Below are 16,412 nucleotides of genomic sequence, written 5' to 3' on the forward strand. Positions count from 1 at the left end.
TATAACTATTTAAAGCTCATCATGTTCAAAGCCCAGTTTTGCTTTCACTCTGGCAGAAGGGTGAGAGATGACATCAGAATGTATGTATTTAACTCCTTTACTTTTAAGATAACTGGCTAACCCATGAACTGCCGCAGTGCCAGCACCACGAATACTCCCTTCCGCCTCAGTATCTATAATAAATTGAGGTTTGGTAAGAAAATTTGCCAGATAATAATGACCTTCTTGCTCTTCATCATTAACTGTATATTTTACCGCCTCTAACATATGGATAATCTCGCCATCAACTTTAACAATGACAAATAAAAAACTAGGCGTTTTATTTTCAAGATGTGTTTTCAGTGAGTCGCTAGCAATGCGCGCAGCATAAATTATTCTGTCACTGGCGGTAATCGGTATTCTGGTTTCTTTATGAGTTTGTTCATCCTGAATTAACATTGCACCATAGGATAGAGAGTAATATTTTTCGTACCATTCATTAATAACGTCAAGGGATGCTGCGTGCAGTTCCCTTTGTTGATCTTCCCCGAAAATAATCTCAACCTGAAAGGCTAATGTGTTAGATGTTTCCCATTCGCCATTTCTACGAATACGCACAGGTTCGGTGCTGGGAATATAGCTATCAAGGGACAGCACATAGTGCCCTAAAGGCAAGTTTTGAGCCGCCGAGGGGGGAGTATTTTCGCCATGGGTGCGTAGATAATAGTGGGCGAGTGCACTCTCTGCATAATGGAATGAACCCATTATTTGATTGATGGCCTCTGTTCGCCCAAGTTCTCGCACACCTCTTCTAATACCTTGAAGCAAACGGCGCTCGGTTGCCGTATCAATAACTGCATACCCTGTGTTATCTGAATCAATAGCGCTATCTAGCACTCGACGTAAGTGTTCCATGGACCAGTCACGCAAACTGCCGCCAAACAATAAAGTGAAGTCAGCTAATAAACGTGATAGCCAAGAACCGCAGGCCGGCCCATCTACCTGACGAGGAAAGCGGCTGCTAATTAAATTATCCAATGGGATATGACAAGTATTGGCAACCGCGGGGAGGGTTAAGCTTTGTTGGTGCAAGGACGGCAAATCTAACTGGGTTAATACCCATGTATTAGCCGGTTTTTCTGTGAGCGGCTTGGGTTTTAAGGCAGTTGCTGAACCTGCAACCAACTGCATTTTTGCTTTATCTTCACCACTGAAAAATGACTTAATACTGGCCCAGGCGGATTCCACCTGATTACACCGCCCATGTACCACAACATTATAAAGAGCTAAAGGGCCGGACAATAGGCAACCGATGATACCCGCAGTACCCCGTTTTGTTCTATGGTCAGCGCTCATCCTGACCATTAGATGATGGCTCATTATTAAAGGCCCATTGAGAATATTATTATAAATAACCAGATTGGGAAGTGTATTTAGATTTCTGGTTCGTTCTGAGTGGAGAGTAATGGTAGCTGATGGTGTGCCTTTTTGGTGTTGGTTGCTTTCCATATAATTGATTTTTAATTCAGAATTTGACATCTCAAAAATAAATGAAATAGATGTGGTATCTGGATGGAGCGGGTGACTAATTTGTTGACTATCGATGCCACTACTAAGAATATGTATTTCATTATCATCAATAGTAATATCTGCATTGTTCTCTAAATTTAAATTAAACGTGGAGTTACTGTCTATTTCAAAGCTAAACAAGGCTACTTTATTCTGTCGCTCAACATCAATATCCGACGTGTGAAAAATGTCATCTAAAGGAATAACCATCTTACTTAATATTACGCACGATCTTTCACAATTAAGCGAATTATTATTTTTTGCGATAACATCCATTTTGTCGTGATTAATATTAGGATCTATATTATTGACTTGGTATGGGAAAAATTCTTCATCAAAAAATTCTGAATAATTATATGAATGAGAAGAGTTATTATTTATTGGTGGCGTGATGTAATTAAAACTTCCTTCTGTTTCAGAAAAGGCCAATGATGATGGTAATAAATATAAAATAGACAATAGTAGAATGAGTTTATTATTCATGATAACCTCGCGTTATATAGGCGACCCTCAGTTAAGGTGAATTTGAGCATCAGTCATTTGATTCCTACTATAGAGAATAGAAAGGAGATAAGTTCTTTAATCAGCCTTTTATTTGTTTTTTATTCTTTTGTAGGATTGATGAGATATATTTTATGAAAGGGATATTAAAATATTTACAGCATAGCTAATAAACCAGAGGAGGAATTAAATCGGACGTAGCCACTGCATAGTTAAAATAAAATTGTTAGTTTCTGCATTATAGCTTCGCTCGACAACGACAAAACCTTGCTTACGATAGAAGTGATAAGCACGGAGGTTTCGTTGATAAACCTCCAGTGTCAGCGCCTTATAATGCTGTTGAGCATGATTCATCAAGAGTTTGCCCACTTCTTTGCCGTGGAAAGAGGGTTCAACAAACAAGGCTCCCACCAGTTGTTCTTCAAGAATACTGATAAACCCAACGATAGCATTATCCGCGGGGGTGGTTGCCGGTGGTTCATTCTGTTGTAAATAAACCCAAGTGCGCGCCGCCGGAAGATAGGTATTTCGCACCAATGGGGCGCTTTCGCGCCAGTATTGTTCAGTAATAAAAGGATGTGCCGCAATCGTGCTAGCCAGCCATAATGGCATTAGTGCTTCCAAATCTTCCGGCTGGGCTGGGCGAATCATTTATCGGCGTTATCCGGATGACAGAAGCAATTGCACATATGGTCATTCACCAGCCCGGTCGCTTGCATAAAGGCGTAGCAAATAGTGGAGCCGATAAATTTAAACCCTTTTTTCTTCAATGCCTTAGACATAGCGTCTGATATCGGTGTTGTCGCAGGGGCTTCGGCCAGACTCCACCAATGATTTACCTTTGGCGTGCCCTCAACAAAGCTCCAGATAAACTCGGAAAAATCTTCACCATTAGCCTCCATAGCCAGATAGGCTTGGGCATTCGTGATGATGGCCTGAATTTTACCGCGATGCCGGATAATCCCGCTGTCCAACACCAGAGTTTCTACCTCTTTAGGTCCCATTTTTGCCACACGTACCGGATCAAAATTATGGAAACACTTGCGGTAGTTTTCGCGTTTTTTCAACACGGTTATCCATGAAAGCCCGGCTTGTTGCCCCTCCAGGCAAAGCATCTCAAACAGCGCCTGATTATCTCTCTGCGGGATGCCCCATTCTTTATCGTGATAAGCAATATAGAGTGGATCTGATGTGACCCAGCCACAGCGTTCTATAGCCATCTGACTCATTCCTTTATGCGATGCATGGCATGGGATAATCGCTGTTCGGACGGTGATAAGCAACCGACTCATTCTATATTTGGACAGAAACTTGACGCAGATAATAACTGGTCAATAATTGATCGACTTAGCGCGATTATCTGAATTTATTGAGTTATCTGTTTATATGGGAATGTATATTATGCAAACTAAGCAAAAAATTCTGCGATATCCCTTAATCTGTGTATTCGGTCTGGGCATCTACCTTGGCTGTGCCCGCATTGCCATGGCTGGTCCTCCCATCATCTGGGGTTGTTGGATTGGTTGTCCGAGTCCTTGAATAATACCGGGGAATAGCCGTGAAAGGGCATATTGTCGTTAGCAGAATCAGGGCGCATTTCATCAGGTTTTGCTGAAAATATGCTTATTTTCCTTTGATGAGTGCGGTTCTGGTTCTCCCATTTTCGCCCTTTATCAACCCGATTAATCAACAAATTCACTCTGATTCATACATCTTGCCGGATTCTGGCTGTATATCTTACGGTCAACGGGTATACTGACCCATTCCATTTTAATCCACTTGTATCGCGTGCGAATCCAACATGCAAAAGTTTGATACCAAGACCTTTCAGGGCCTGATCCTGACGTTACAGGACTATTGGGCGCGCCAAGGCTGCACCATTGTTCAACCACTGGACATGGAAGTCGGCGCGGGTACCTCCCACCCAATGACCTGCCTGCGCGCACTTGGCCCAGAGCCAATCGCTGCCGCTTATGTACAACCTTCACGCCGTCCGACCGATGGTCGCTACGGTGAGAACCCGAACCGCTTGCAACACTATTATCAGTTCCAAGTGATCATCAAGCCTTCGCCAGACAACATTCAGGAACTGTATTTAGGTTCATTGAAAGAGCTGGGTCTGGACCCAACGATTCACGACATTCGTTTTGTCGAAGATAACTGGGAAAACCCAACATTGGGTGCCTGGGGTCTGGGTTGGGAAGTGTGGCTCAATGGGATGGAAGTGACTCAGTTCACTTACTTCCAGCAAGTGGGCGGTTTGGAATGTAAACCGGTCACCGGCGAGATCACTTATGGTCTGGAACGTTTGGCGATGTACATTCAGGGCGTAGACAGTGTTTATGACCTGATCTGGTGCGACGGCCCACTGGGTAAAACCACCTACGGCGATATTTATCATCAGAATGAAGTGGAGCAATCCACCTATAACTTCGAATATGCCGATGTGGACTTCCTGTTCTCCTGCTTTGAGCAGTATGAGAAAGAAGCTCAGTCGCTACTGGCACTGGAAGTCCCACTGCCGCTGCCAGCTTATGAACGCATTCTGAAAGCGGGCCATACGTTTAACCTGCTGGACGCCCGTAAAGCCATCTCGGTGACCGAGCGTCAGCGCTATATTCTGCGCATTCGTACGCTGACCAAAGCTGTCGCCGAGGCCTATTATGCCTCTCGCGAGGCGCTGGGCTTCCCTATGTGCAAAAAGAATCAGAACTAAGAGGCTGTCATGACTCAACAGACTTTCCTGGTGGAAATCGGCACAGAAGAGTTGCCGCCGAAGGCTCTTCGTTCTCTGGCCGAATCTTTTGCTGCCAACTTCACCGCTGAATTGGATAACGCCAATCTGCCCCATGGTGAGGTGATTTGGTATGCCGCACCACGTCGTTTAGCATTAAAAGTGATGAATTTAAGCGCCGCTCAGGCTGACCGTGAAGTTGAAAAACGCGGCCCGGCGATTGCACAAGCATTTGATGCTGAAGGCAAACCAAGCAAAGCGGCCGAAGGTTGGGCGCGGGGTTGTGGTATTACGGTGGAGCAGGCCGAGCGTCTGGTCACTGATAAAGGTGAATGGCTGCTGTATCGCGCCCACGTAAAAGGGCAATCAGCACAACTTCTGTTGGCAGGGATGGTCAATGCTGCGCTCAGCAAGCTGCCAATTCCAAAACTGATGCGTTGGGGTGATAAAGAAACCCAATTTGTTCGTCCGGTTCATACCGTGACCCTATTGCTGGGGAGCGAATTGATTCCTGGTACGGTGCTGGGTATCGATTCAGACCGCGTTATTCGTGGTCACCGCTTTATGGGCGAAGCCGAATTCACTCTCGATAATGCCGATCAGTACCCGCAGGTGTTACTGGAGCGCGGCAAAGTTATCGCTGATTATGAATTGCGTAAATCCATCATTAAACGTGATGCAGAACTGGCGGCACAGAAGATTGGCGGTATTGCTGATCTGAGTGAAAGCTTGCTGGAAGAAGTGGCATCACTGGTTGAGTGGCCGGTAGTGTTGACGGCTAAGTTTGAAGAGAAATTCCTGGCCGTTCCTGCGGAAGCGCTGGTGTACACCATGAAGGGTGACCAGAAGTATTTCCCGGTTTACGACGCGGCGGGTAATTTGCTGCCCAACTTTATTTTCGTTACCAATATCGAGTCGAAAGATCCTCAGCAGATTATTTCGGGCAATGAGAAGGTTGTGCGCCCACGTCTGGCGGATGCCGAGTTCTTCTTTAACACTGACCGCAAAAAACGTCTGGAAGATAATTTACCGCGTTTGGAAACCGTGCTGTTCCAACAGCAACTGGGCACCCTGCGTGATAAAACTGATCGTATCCAAGCGCTGGCCGGTTGGGTTGCTGCACAAATTGGTGCTGATGTTAACCATGCCACTCGTGCAGGTTTACTCTCCAAGTGCGACCTGATGACCAATATGGTGTTCGAATTCACCGACACCCAAGGTGTGATGGGGATGCACTATGCCCGTCACGATGGTGAAGCTGAAGACGTTGCGGTGGCGCTGAATGAGCAATATCAGCCACGTTTTGCTGGCGATGACTTGCCATCTAATCCGGTGGCCTGTGCATTGGCGATTGCCGATAAAATGGACACGCTGGCAGGCATTTTTGGTATCGGCCAACATCCGAAAGGCGATAAAGACCCATTTGCTCTGCGCCGTGCGGCGTTGGGTGTGCTGCGTATTATCGTCGAGAAGAACTTGCCGCTTGATCTGCAAACGTTGACCGAAGAAGCTGTGCGCCTGTACGGGGCTAAGCTGACTAACGCCAAAGTCGTCGATGAAGTGATTGAGTTCATGCTCGGCCGCTTCCGCGCCTGGTATCAGGATGAAGGTCATAGTGTTGATACTATTCAGGCGGTACTGGCTCGTCGTCCCACTAAACCGGCTGATTTTGATGCCCGGGTGAAGGCGGTGACGTATTTCCGCACACTGGATGCTGCTGCGGCATTGGCTGCGGCAAACAAACGTGTGTCGAATATTCTGGCTAAATCCACTGATACGCTGAATGATCATGTTCATGCTTCGGTGTTAAAAGAGCCGGCAGAACTGAAATTGGCCACACATTTGGTGGTACTGCGCGATAAGCTGGAACCGGTATTTGCTGCGGGTCAATATCAGGAAGCTCTGGTGGAACTGGCGGCGTTGCGTGAAACAATCGATGAGTTCTTTGAAAGCGTAATGGTAATGGCTGAAGACGATGCTGTGCGGATAAACCGCCTCACATTGTTGAGCAAGTTACGCGAGCTGTTCTTGCAGGTTGCTGATATTTCGCTGTTGCAGTAATCCTGTATTCGGCTAGTCACAGGGGAGCGTATATCGCTCCCCTTAGCTATTCTTATCACTCACACCCAGTGATAAGAATGGGATTTTGTGAAAATAAGTACTTATTACAGGAGTAGCTTCACATGACTTTTGCACTGAATACGACCCGATATTCACGTTGGTTGGCGCCATTACTGGCGTTACTGGTGGTGTTCCAATTGACCGCCTGCGGGGATAAAGAGCCAGAACAACGTAAGGCTTTTATTGATTATCTGCAAAACACAGTGATGCGCAGTGGGATGAAACTGCCAACACTGAGTGAAGATCAAAAGCAGAAGTTTGGCCCTTATGTTAGCGATTACGCGATTTTAGTGACTTTTTCACAGCAACTCGGTAAATCTGTGGATGCCAGCCTGACGCCAGCAATTGCACAAATCAATGAGATTCGCGTGGCGCAAGATTATCTTAATAAGCGCGATGCTTTACAGCAGTCAGCAGGTGCATTGAACCTGTTAGTGCAGCAGATTCGTACCGCTAAAACACAGGCCGATACCGCAGTGGCGGCGTTGAAGCAACCCGATGACTTGAAAGTCGTGTTTAATAAAGTCTTCGATAATGTGGTGACTCAGCCGACCAATGTATTGATCCCGGCAGTTCCGGTGGTTTCTGCCTTTGTGCAGGACTTGGCGCAGGTTGGAGATTTCCTGCAACAGCAGGGCACTCAGGTCACCTTCAATAATGGTGGCGTTCAATTCCAGACCGCACAGCAAGCTGCACAATATAACGCGATGATGGCAAACCTGGTCGCCAAGTATCCGGCGATGATGGCAGCACAGAAAAGTGTCATGAGTGTTATGCAGTAATTTGTTTACACTCTGAGTACGACGTTTTGATGATGGGGGCCTATTGGGCCCCTTTTGCTATCTGGCGTTTGTGCTGGTATCACTTACCCGCCCTATGACCTACCGCTATGATGCCCCTTGGCTACTTAAATGTGCTTTTATTAGCAAAACTCTGCCTTAAAACCAAGAAATCGAGTGTTTCATTTACCATTGTTGTTTTATTACACATTTGCCAAGTGACTTGCCCAGTCGTAGACATTAGGTCGATGAATGTCTCATATCCCCTCTGCGAGCAAAAATAACTTGTGACTCATGTCACATTTTAAAAACAAACTTACCACCTAAAAATGTGATATCAATCACGTTAAATGCGGTTTTTAGCTTAAAAATTATCCTCTGTGGCTTTCTTACACTTCAATAGTGTGATCTTCGTCAACAAATCCACCCCTATGGTGGGGGTTTTAATGTGATATGTATCACATTGAAGGGGTGAGCTACGCGTGAGTAAAAGAGCATGCTAAAGTTTGTTTTGCATACAGCGTGTTTGTATTCGATAACACCGGCGGGTTTTGCAGAACTGCCTCAACAAAACAATTATATCGCGCTCTTATTGCTAGCGCGTACCAATAGGGGTGTTTTATGTTTTCACCAGACGCAAAGGTCAGAATTCAAAATTTTGGCCGATTCCTCAGTAACATGGTTATGCCCAATATCGGCGCGTTTATCGCCTGGGGTATTATTACCGCACTGTTTATTCCAACGGGTTGGCTGCCAAATGAAACGCTAGCCAAGCTGGTTGGCCCGATGATCACTTACCTGCTTCCACTGCTGATCGGTTTTACCGGTGGTCGTTTAGTCGGTGGCGATCGTGGTGGTGTGGTGGGTGCTATCACCACCATGGGGGTTATCGTTGGTGCGGATATGCCAATGTTCCTCGGTGCGATGATTGCAGGCCCATTAGGTGGCTGGGCAATCAAGCGCTTTGACCGTTGGGTTGACGGTAAAATCAAAAGCGGCTTTGAGATGCTGGTTAACAACTTCTCAGCCGGCATTATCGGTATGCTGTTGGCGATTTTGGCCTTTATGGCGATTGGCCCATTGGTAGAAGTGCTGTCTAAACTGTTGGCCGCAGGCGTGCATGTCATGGTGCGGAATAACCTGCTGCCATTGACGTCTATCTTTGTTGAACCGGCTAAAATCCTGTTCCTGAATAACGCCATTAACCACGGTATCTTCTCACCTCTGGGTATCCAGCAGGCGACAGAAACCGGTAAGTCTATCTTCTTCCTGATCGAAGCTAACCCAGGTCCAGGTTTGGGCGTGTTGATGGCTTATATGTTCTTCGGCCGAGGCAACGCCAAGCAGTCTGCTGGCGGCGCAGCTATCATCCACTTCTTCGGTGGTATCCACGAAATCTATTTCCCATACGTTCTGATGAACCCACGCTTATTGCTGGCGGTCATTCTGGGCGGTATGACTGGCGTGTTCACACTGACTGTGCTGAATGGCGGTCTGGTATCTCCAGCTTCTCCTGGTTCTATCTTGGCAGTATTGGCGATGACACCTAAAGGTGCCTATTTCGCTAACATTGCTGCTGTTGCCGCAGCCTTTGCCGTGTCCTTCGTGGTGTCAGCTATCTTGCTGAAAACCTCTAAAGTCAAAGACGAAGATGAAGATAACCTGGAAGACGCAACTCGTCGTATGCAGGATATGAAAGCGCAATCTAAAGGCGCACAAGCCGCCAATGCCGCAGCTGCTGCTGGCGACTTGAGCACGGTGCGTAAAATTATCGTTGCTTGCGATGCGGGCATGGGTTCCAGCGCAATGGGTGCCGGTGTGTTGCGCAAGAAAGTACAAGATGCGGGTCTGAAGTATATCTCGGTCACTAACTGTGCCATTAACAACTTGCCGGAAGATGTCGACTTAGTTATCACGCACCGTGATTTAACTGAGCGAGCGATGCGCCATGCACCGCAGGCACAGCATATCTCACTGACTAACTTCCTCGACAGTCAGCTGTATAGCAACCTGACGGCACGTCTGGTTGAAGCTAGCGATGCTGCGACGAAAGCTCAGAAAGTGATTGAAAAATTGGATGACAGCTTTGAACCCTCAGAAGCTAATTTATTCCGACTGGGCGCCGAGAATATCTTCCTCAATCAACATGCTACAGCCAAAGAGCAAGCTATTCGCTTTGCGGGTGAGCAGTTGGTGAAAGGGGGGTATGTCGAGCCAGAATATGTTGAAGCGATGTTAGAACGTGAAAAACTGACCTCCACTTATTTGGGCGAATCTATTGCTGTACCCCATGGTACGATTGAAGCGAAAGATCGCGTGCTGAAAACCGGTGTTGTGTTCTGCCAATACCCAGACGGCGTGCGCTTTGGCGAAGAAGAAGACGAAGTGGCGCGTTTGGTTATTGGTATTGCCGCCCGTAATAATGAGCACATTCAGGTCATTACTAGCCTGACAAATGCGCTGGATGATGACTCTGTCATTGAACGTTTAAGTAAAACAACCAGCGTACAAGAAGTTCTGGATTTACTGGGCGGTAAAAAGTCATAACTGAATAGCGAAATGTGTTATCCGGTGCTGCCGGATAACCACCGCAACCTGAATAGGGCCGTTGGGAGTAAACGGCCCTTTTACAGCAAAAGGTAACGAATATGAAAGCATTGCATTTTGGCGCAGGTAATATTGGCCGGGGATTCATTGGTAAACTTCTTGCTGATGCCGGTGCGCAACTGACTTTCGCCGATGTTAACCAACCCCTGTTGGATGAGCTAAACAAGCGTAAGAGTTATCCGGTTAATATTGTTGGCGAACAAGCGCGTGTTGAAGAAGTGAAGAATGTTAGCGCCGTCAACAGTGGTAGCCCGGAAGTGATCGAGCTGATTGCGCAAGCGGATATTGTCACCACCGCCGTTGGCCCACAAATTCTGGCCCGCATCGCCGGTACTGTGGCACAAGGTCTGATTGCCCGCCATCAACAAGGCAACACCCGCCCACTGAATATTATTGCTTGTGAGAATATGGTGCGTGGCACCAGCCAGTTGAAACAGCATGTTTTTGCCGCTTTACCCGAAAGCGAACAGGCGTGGGTTGAGCAACATGTCGGTTTTGTTGATTCTGCAGTAGACCGCATTGTGCCGCCGTCAGAAGCAGGCAGCACCGATATTCTGGCCGTAACGGTAGAAACCTTCAGCGAGTGGATTGTCGATGGCACCCAGTTTAAAGGGCAGCCACCAGAAATCGCTGGTATGGAACTCACGGACAACTTGATGGCCTTCGTGGAGCGCAAACTCTTCACATTGAACACTGGCCATGCCATTACAGCCTATTTGGGTCAGCTGGCCGGTCATCAGACCATTCGTGACGCTATTCTGGATCCTGCTATACGTCAGGTTGTGAAAGGCGCAATGGAAGAAAGTGGTGCGGTGCTGATTAAACGTTATGCTTTTGAACCACAAAAACATGCCGCTTATATCAATAAAATCCTCTCTCGCTTTGAAAACCCTTACCTGCACGATGATGTGGAGCGCGTTGGCCGTCAGCCACTGCGTAAACTGAGTGCCGGTGACCGGTTGATCAAACCGCTGTTAGGGACACTGGAATATCAGTTACCACACGATAATTTGGTCACAGGTATTGCCGCCGCGATGAGTTATCGTAGTGAACAGGACCCACAAGCACAGGAACTGGTTGAATTGTTGGCAAAATTAGGGCCGAAAGCTGCGTTAGCGCAAATTTCAGGCCTGCCTGCTGATAGTGAGGTTGTCGAACAGGCGGTGAGTGTGTATAACGCCATGCAGGACAAGCTGACGCACTGATTCCGTTAAGAACCAAGCCGGTTGCGTTAGGTGATAAATACCGTGCCAGATTGCACGGTATTTATCCTTTAGTAGCCTCATATCCAGTGACAAACGATGATTGAAAAAACACAGGCCTTTGAGAATCGGGTACTAGAACATCTGAACGCGGGTAAGACCGTTCGGAGTTTCTTGATGGCTGCTGTCGAATTATTGGCAGAAGCGCTCAATATTCTCGTAGTGCAGGTTTTTCGTAAAGATGACTACGCGGTGAAATATGCTGTGGAGCCATTGCTGGTCGGGGATGGGCCGCTAGGGGAATTATCCGTCAGGTTGAAGCTGGTTTATGCCCTCGGCGTTATTACCCGGCATGAATATGAAGATGCGGAGCTACTGATGGCGCTGCGCGAAGAGCTGAACCATGATGGCACCGAGTATCGCTTTACTGATGACGAAATCCTCGGGCCATTTGGCGAATTACATTGTGTTGCTGAGCTGCCACCAGTGCCGACATTCTTGCGTCCAGATGAAGCCGATGCTTCGCTGATTGCCATGCAACGCCAGCGTTATCAGCAAATGGTGCGCTCAACTATGGTGCTCTCGATTACTGAATTGCTCTCCCGCATCAGTCAAAAACAAGTTTCTAAGCTCTCACCTCTTGGTCACGCCTGATTTAAGCAAGTAAGACACTTAGCCATTCGTCCACAAGCAGCCACAATGCGGTGATTGCCATCAAGCCGCCCATCACGCCATTGAATAACCGCAACTTCCAATTAACGCGCAGTGCATGACGCAATTGGTCGCCCATGACCGCCCAAACTGCAACGCAAGGCAAATTCAATAAGGCAAAGCCAGTCATAATCAGCAAGGTATGGCTCAGTGTTGCCCCTTCGCGTGGTGTGAATAAAATGGCGACATTCATTGCCATCAGCCAGGCTTTTGGGTTAACCGCTTGAAATAATGCCCCCTGAATAAATCCCATTGGTCGCTCGCTATCTCGCGCATTGGGGGTGCCAGAATTAAAAATCTTCCAAGATAGCCACAATAAATAGCCCCCCCCCAACGTCACCAGAGGGAGGCGAATAATACCCACCCAACTAAGAATCAACGCCAGCAGTGTGGTGGTTAGTGCGCACTGTAATGCACAACCAAAGGTAATCCCCAACATCATCGGCAAGGTTCGGCGCAAACCAAAATTGACGCCGGAGGCGGCTAACAGCAGGTTATTCGGGCCGGGAGTGATCGACATAACGGTGACGTAACTGATAAAAGCACTGTCCAGCATGGGGAATTCCTCTGTACCCTTCGTTCTTGAAACCGCAGGGGTGTTAGCTACACTCACTTACCCGCATCACTTACTTGAATAAGCTCATCGGGATTTGTTCGTTTGCTGTCTACCTGCAATTCCAATGACTTTGGGTAAATAATTATATTACGAAGAGATTCAGCATAAACAGCAATCGGCTATAGCGTCAGAAGCAGAAGTTATCTATTGTTATGGGTACAGTTTGCATAAGCCGAAACTGTACCCATCGATCCTGCGGAGAACTGTCACCATGTCCCTGGTTATGAATGAAATCCGCTACTTGCAAGTGGCTGACAATTTGGCGCAGGCCATTAAAAATGGCAGTTTGCTGGCGGGCAGTCGCCTGCCATCGGTACGCAGCTGTGCGCAAAGCCATCAAGTGAGTATCAATACCGTGGTGGCGGCTTATCGTACGCTGGAAGACCGCGGCTTGATTGAGGCTCGCCCACAGTCAGGTTTTTACGTCTGTAGCCCATCGACAGCCGTGGTGCCAACTGCCACGGTGGGCAAGCCAGTGGATGAAGTGCTGGATTTGATTGATACCGTATTTGCCGCGCAGCAAAACCCGCGATTTACCAATATTTCGCTCGCCTGCCCGCAAACCGGGGATTTTTATCCCAGTGCCAAACTGGGGCGCATTATGGCGTCGTTACTGCGCCGTGAGCCCCAGCTAATCAGCCAATATTCCTTGCCACCTGGCAGCCAGCGGTTGCGGCAACAAATCGCTCGCCGTGCCATGACGCTGGGGATGCTGGCCAGTCCTGCTGATATCACCATTACCCACGGTTGTATGGAGGCGCTGCAATTGGCGCTGCGCGTGACGACCAAACCGGGGGATTGCGTCGGGCTGGAGTCGCCAACCTATTTCTATCTGATGCCATTGCTGGCCAGCCTGGGCCTGAAAGCGGTAGAGATTCCCACCGATCCGCAGCAGGGTTTATCATTGGATGTGCTGGAGTTACTGCTTGAAGAAGGGCGGTTAAATGCATTGATTGCTATGCCAACGGTACAGAATCCATTGGGTTACACCATGCCACTGGCGGCGAAAAAACGGCTGGCACAGTTGATGAACGATCATCAGGTGCCATTGATTGAAGATGGTCTATACGCCGAAATTCAATTTGGCTCGACGTTATCGCCGGCGGTCAAAGCGTTTGATCGTGATGGTTGGGTACTGTTTTGCTCCAGTTTTACCAAAACACTGGCGCCGGATTTCCGTATCGGTTGGATTGATGGTGGGCGCTTTGCAGAAGCACTCCATAAGCTAAAAGCGGTTTCTTCGATGGCGGAACCCATGTTGCTCTCAGAAACGCTGGCACTGTTTCTTGAGTCGGGTGGCTATGACCACCACTTGCGCAGTTTGCGCCGCCGCTATGCGCAACAGGTCCAGCTTGCCCAACAATTGATTACTCGCAGCTTTCCACGTGGCACCAAAGTAACCCAACCCGCGGGTGGCTTTGTTTTCTGGGTCGAGTTCCCTGACAGTGTCGATACTGTTGCGCTGTTCCATCAATTATTGCAGGAACAAATTTGCCTGACCCCCGGCACGCTTTATTCGCCCAGTGGTCGTTATCGTCATGCCTTCCGTCTATCGTGCTGTTATCCATTCAACAGCCGCTATACCGAGGCATTAGAGCGGTTGGGGGCAGCTGCATGTGAAATGAGTGGTGAACCGGCCGGAATGCAGTGGCAGCCGTTACAGGAGGCTGCTGCCGAAAGGCGTGCATCCTGATACACTATCCATCTTGATGCACAATCAGTGCTATCCTATCTCCAACTTTAGCGAAATATCGTGCCCATCAGCGGCATGTACGGGCAAATACTATGAAAGAACATGCAGAAATCAAACGTCTAAGCGATATGCTGGATGCGCTGAACCATAAAGATCCTACTGTTATTCAGCAGGGGAATGTGGATTTAATTGCGCAACATATGAAAGAAAAAGAGAAGCTGGCAGCTGAAATTCAGCGTTTGAAAGAAGTGCGGGTCAAAAACCTCAGTGCTGAAGCTCAGAAATTGGCTCAACTGCCATTCAGTCGCCCAATTACTAAGAAAGAGCAGGCTGATATGGGCTCTTTGAAAAAAGCGGCACGCGGTATTGTGGTAGTGCATCCAATGACTGCATTAGGCCGTGAAATGGGCCTGAAAGAAGTGACCGGTTACGCCAAAAAAGCCTTCTAATTACCACTTCTGATAAACCTGGGTGCGCGGTATCAGCCGCCACCCGGTTTGTTTTTGTCGGCTCATCACTCAAAGAGTTCAGCGTGTGTCCCTGTTCGGACAAAAACAATCTGGCTGGTCTTGCTGTGATTGCTTAATTTGTAGATGAGTAAGAAATCCCCGCCAACATGACATTCTCGGAAGTCTTGCCAATCTCCTTTAAGAGAGTGATCTAACCATTCAGCACCAAGAGGCATATCATTTGCAATCAGTAGCAACATTGCCTGTTTCAGTCGGTGCATATCATAACGGCCACTGCGGGACAGCTTTTCCCAGTCTTTAAGGAAGTCTTTCGTATAGTCTGCCGTCCTTGGCATTGTCGTTCGCTTACTTACTGTTGCCTTTTTCAAGTTCAATAAATAACTCATCAGAAGTGGTAAAGCGTGCGTCGCGAGTGCGAACAATCTCTTCTGCTTCCTGCATAGCCGCACGTGTTTGTGTGTTAGGTACTTTCAATTCAAATGGAAATGCCTGATCAGCGACGACGCGATTTAAAAATAAACGGACAGCGTCGGAAACAGAAAGGCCCATCGCATTGAGTGCCGTGGTTGCTTGTTTCTTAATGTCATCATCAATACGGACATGCAACATTGTGGTGTGTGTAGCCATTTTAGCCTCCTCATCAATAAATCTATTTTGTATCTCAATTGAGATACAGTCAAATTTATCGAAGGACTTGGTGATGTTTAACTGTTAACCACCTCTTGATATCTCGCTATTTCCCCGCAAGCGCCGATTAAAATCTTCGATTTTTCCTTCAGCAATGCGCGTCAGCATGGTTTTGCTCCAACTGGCGGATAACCCTGAGACGCCCAATAGGCGGCGGTACTGTTCTTCATCGAATGGCATATGCCAGGCGATGGCGATGGCCTCAGACACTGAAATATCGCTGGTTCGTGCGAGTAACGTTAATGGATGGCTGTCGCTGACTTTACCGGGCGAAATCACGCGATACAGCCAGCCGCAATAGCCGGTTTGTTGCATCAATACCGACATATCTTCGATAGCAAAATGGAAGTTGAGTTTGTAGCAAGGTGAGCGCGGTTGGGTTACCTGAATAATGGCACCGCCCCAGCGATAGATATCTCCCATATACACATTTTTTTCGGTCATACCGAGGGTGGATAGATTCTCACCGTAAGCGGGTGGCGAGAAAATATCGGCCTGTGTCGGGAATTGCTGTACCCAGTGCTGGTAATGTTCACGTGGGTAATGGCATAACGCGCGATCCGGGCCGCCGTGGAAGCGGGTTTCAGCTTGTTCATCCCCTTCTAACCCTAGAGAGGTGAGCATAATGTCGCCCTGTACCTGGCGTTTGCCAATAGCACTTGGGGAACTGCCGCTATAAGGTTCGATTTTACCGATATAAACCTGTGGATACTTCATCTGCTCTCCTTGTCTGCGTCTGAAAG

At 47.8% G+C, this 16,412-nt stretch carries 15 protein-coding genes; 8 read left to right on the plus strand and 7 right to left on the minus strand.

Going from position 1 to position 16,412, the window contains the following annotated elements:
- Positions 1–9 precede the first annotated feature (9 nt).
- The 3 genes from FTA96_RS02400 to FTA96_RS02410 form a co-directional block, all read right to left on the minus strand.
- Entirely contained in the window at positions 10–2,031 is a 2,022-nt protein-coding gene (locus FTA96_RS02400) for a GNAT family N-acetyltransferase (protein ID WP_145573109.1), read from the minus strand.
- 204 nt (positions 2,032–2,235) lie between these two features.
- Positions 2,236–2,700, minus strand: coding sequence for an N-acetyltransferase (locus FTA96_RS02405; RefSeq protein ID WP_050123831.1), 465 nt, complete (start codon positions 2,698–2,700; stop codon positions 2,236–2,238).
- Complete coding sequence (locus FTA96_RS02410; RefSeq protein ID WP_050123830.1) at positions 2,697–3,269, minus strand: DNA-3-methyladenine glycosylase I; 573 nt, start codon at positions 3,267–3,269, stop codon at positions 2,697–2,699. The genes FTA96_RS02405 and FTA96_RS02410 overlap by 4 nt, the downstream gene beginning before the upstream one ends.
- A 581-nt stretch (positions 3,270–3,850) precedes the next feature.
- On the opposite strand from FTA96_RS02410, the gene glyQ reads away from it, so the two are divergent.
- From glyQ to FTA96_RS02440, 6 genes are all read left to right on the plus strand, one after another.
- Positions 3,851–4,765, plus strand: coding sequence for a glycine--tRNA ligase subunit alpha (gene glyQ, locus FTA96_RS02415; RefSeq protein ID WP_050099397.1), 915 nt, complete (start codon positions 3,851–3,853; stop codon positions 4,763–4,765).
- A gap of 9 nt (positions 4,766–4,774) precedes the next feature.
- The gene (glyS, locus tag FTA96_RS02420) at positions 4,775–6,844 is read left to right on the plus strand and encodes a glycine--tRNA ligase subunit beta (RefSeq protein WP_050109247.1); all 2,070 of its coding nucleotides are present in this window, start codon (positions 4,775–4,777) and stop codon (positions 6,842–6,844) included.
- Positions 6,845–6,966: 122 nt separating this feature from the next.
- Positions 6,967–7,686, plus strand: coding sequence for a DUF3053 domain-containing protein (locus FTA96_RS02425; protein ID WP_050109246.1), 720 nt, complete (start codon positions 6,967–6,969; stop codon positions 7,684–7,686).
- A 618-nt stretch (positions 7,687–8,304) separates the two neighbouring features.
- On the plus strand, positions 8,305–10,230 hold the full coding sequence (locus FTA96_RS02430; protein ID WP_050135200.1) for a PTS mannitol transporter subunit IICBA: 1,926 nt from the start codon (positions 8,305–8,307) through the stop codon (positions 10,228–10,230).
- Positions 10,231–10,331: 101 nt separating this feature from the next.
- Entirely contained in the window at positions 10,332–11,495 is a 1,164-nt protein-coding gene (locus tag FTA96_RS02435) for a mannitol-1-phosphate 5-dehydrogenase (RefSeq protein WP_050109244.1), read from the plus strand.
- A 96-nt stretch (positions 11,496–11,591) separates the two neighbouring features.
- Complete coding sequence (locus tag FTA96_RS02440) at positions 11,592–12,146, plus strand: MltR family transcriptional regulator (RefSeq protein WP_019212698.1); 555 nt, start codon at positions 11,592–11,594, stop codon at positions 12,144–12,146.
- 1 nt (position 12,147) lies between these two features.
- Here FTA96_RS02440 and FTA96_RS02445 read toward each other — a convergent pair whose 3' ends face one another.
- Positions 12,148–12,759, minus strand: a complete 612-nt coding sequence (locus FTA96_RS02445; RefSeq protein ID WP_050151867.1) for a LysE family translocator — start codon at positions 12,757–12,759, stop codon at positions 12,148–12,150.
- A gap of 271 nt (positions 12,760–13,030) precedes the next feature.
- Between FTA96_RS02445 and FTA96_RS02450 the strand changes: the two genes are divergently transcribed.
- Together FTA96_RS02450 and FTA96_RS02455 are read left to right on the plus strand one after the other, a co-directional pair.
- A complete protein-coding gene (locus FTA96_RS02450) occupies positions 13,031–14,512 on the plus strand; it encodes an aminotransferase-like domain-containing protein (RefSeq protein WP_050109242.1) in 1,482 nt (493 codons plus the stop codon).
- A 92-nt stretch (positions 14,513–14,604) separates the two neighbouring features.
- The gene (locus tag FTA96_RS02455) at positions 14,605–14,961 is read left to right on the plus strand and encodes a YibL family ribosome-associated protein (RefSeq protein ID WP_050109241.1); all 357 of its coding nucleotides are present in this window, start codon (positions 14,605–14,607) and stop codon (positions 14,959–14,961) included.
- Positions 14,962–15,026: 65 nt separating this feature from the next.
- Here the strand turns inward: FTA96_RS02455 and FTA96_RS02460 are convergent, their stop codons facing one another.
- The 3 genes from FTA96_RS02460 to yiiM all read right to left on the minus strand — a co-directional run bounded on the left by FTA96_RS02460 (position 15,027) and on the right by yiiM (position 16,386).
- On the minus strand, positions 15,027–15,317 hold the full coding sequence (locus tag FTA96_RS02460) for a type II toxin-antitoxin system YafQ family toxin (protein ID WP_172666544.1): 291 nt from the start codon (positions 15,315–15,317) through the stop codon (positions 15,027–15,029).
- A gap of 10 nt (positions 15,318–15,327) precedes the next feature.
- Positions 15,328–15,609 (minus strand): type II toxin-antitoxin system RelB/DinJ family antitoxin, encoded by a 282-nt coding sequence (locus FTA96_RS02465; protein ID WP_050123827.1) that lies wholly within the window; start codon positions 15,607–15,609, stop codon positions 15,328–15,330.
- A gap of 84 nt (positions 15,610–15,693) precedes the next feature.
- Positions 15,694–16,386: a 6-hydroxyaminopurine reductase gene (gene yiiM, locus FTA96_RS02470; RefSeq protein WP_145573111.1), complete on the minus strand. Its 693-nt coding sequence runs from the start codon at positions 16,384–16,386 to the stop codon at positions 15,694–15,696.
- Positions 16,387–16,412 lie beyond the last annotated feature (26 nt).

It is taken from the genome of Yersinia alsatica, from assembly GCF_902170305.1.
Lineage (GTDB): Bacteria > Pseudomonadota > Gammaproteobacteria > Enterobacterales > Enterobacteriaceae > Yersinia > Yersinia alsatica.

Coding starts and splice junctions, on each gene's coding strand:
- FTA96_RS02400 (WP_145573109.1), bottom strand. CDS start 2,031: ATGAATAATAAACTCATTCTACTATTGTCTATTTTATATTTATTACCA.
- FTA96_RS02405 (WP_050123831.1), bottom strand. CDS start 2,700: ATGATTCGCCCAGCCCAGCCGGAAGATTTGGAAGCACTAATGCCATTA.
- FTA96_RS02410 (WP_050123830.1), bottom strand. CDS start 3,269: ATGGCTATAGAACGCTGTGGCTGGGTCACATCAGATCCACTCTATATT.
- glyQ (WP_050099397.1), top strand. CDS start 3,851: ATGCAAAAGTTTGATACCAAGACCTTTCAGGGCCTGATCCTGACGTTA.
- glyS (WP_050109247.1), top strand. CDS start 4,775: ATGACTCAACAGACTTTCCTGGTGGAAATCGGCACAGAAGAGTTGCCG.
- FTA96_RS02425 (WP_050109246.1), top strand. CDS start 6,967: ATGACTTTTGCACTGAATACGACCCGATATTCACGTTGGTTGGCGCCA.
- FTA96_RS02430 (WP_050135200.1), top strand. CDS start 8,305: ATGTTTTCACCAGACGCAAAGGTCAGAATTCAAAATTTTGGCCGATTC.
- FTA96_RS02435 (WP_050109244.1), top strand. CDS start 10,332: ATGAAAGCATTGCATTTTGGCGCAGGTAATATTGGCCGGGGATTCATT.
- FTA96_RS02440 (WP_019212698.1), top strand. CDS start 11,592: ATGATTGAAAAAACACAGGCCTTTGAGAATCGGGTACTAGAACATCTG.
- FTA96_RS02445 (WP_050151867.1), bottom strand. CDS start 12,759: ATGCTGGACAGTGCTTTTATCAGTTACGTCACCGTTATGTCGATCACT.
- FTA96_RS02450 (WP_050109242.1), top strand. CDS start 13,031: ATGTCCCTGGTTATGAATGAAATCCGCTACTTGCAAGTGGCTGACAAT.
- FTA96_RS02455 (WP_050109241.1), top strand. CDS start 14,605: ATGAAAGAACATGCAGAAATCAAACGTCTAAGCGATATGCTGGATGCG.
- FTA96_RS02460 (WP_172666544.1), bottom strand. CDS start 15,317: ATGCCAAGGACGGCAGACTATACGAAAGACTTCCTTAAAGACTGGGAA.
- FTA96_RS02465 (WP_050123827.1), bottom strand. CDS start 15,609: ATGGCTACACACACCACAATGTTGCATGTCCGTATTGATGATGACATT.
- yiiM (WP_145573111.1), bottom strand. CDS start 16,386: ATGAAGTATCCACAGGTTTATATCGGTAAAATCGAACCTTATAGCGGC.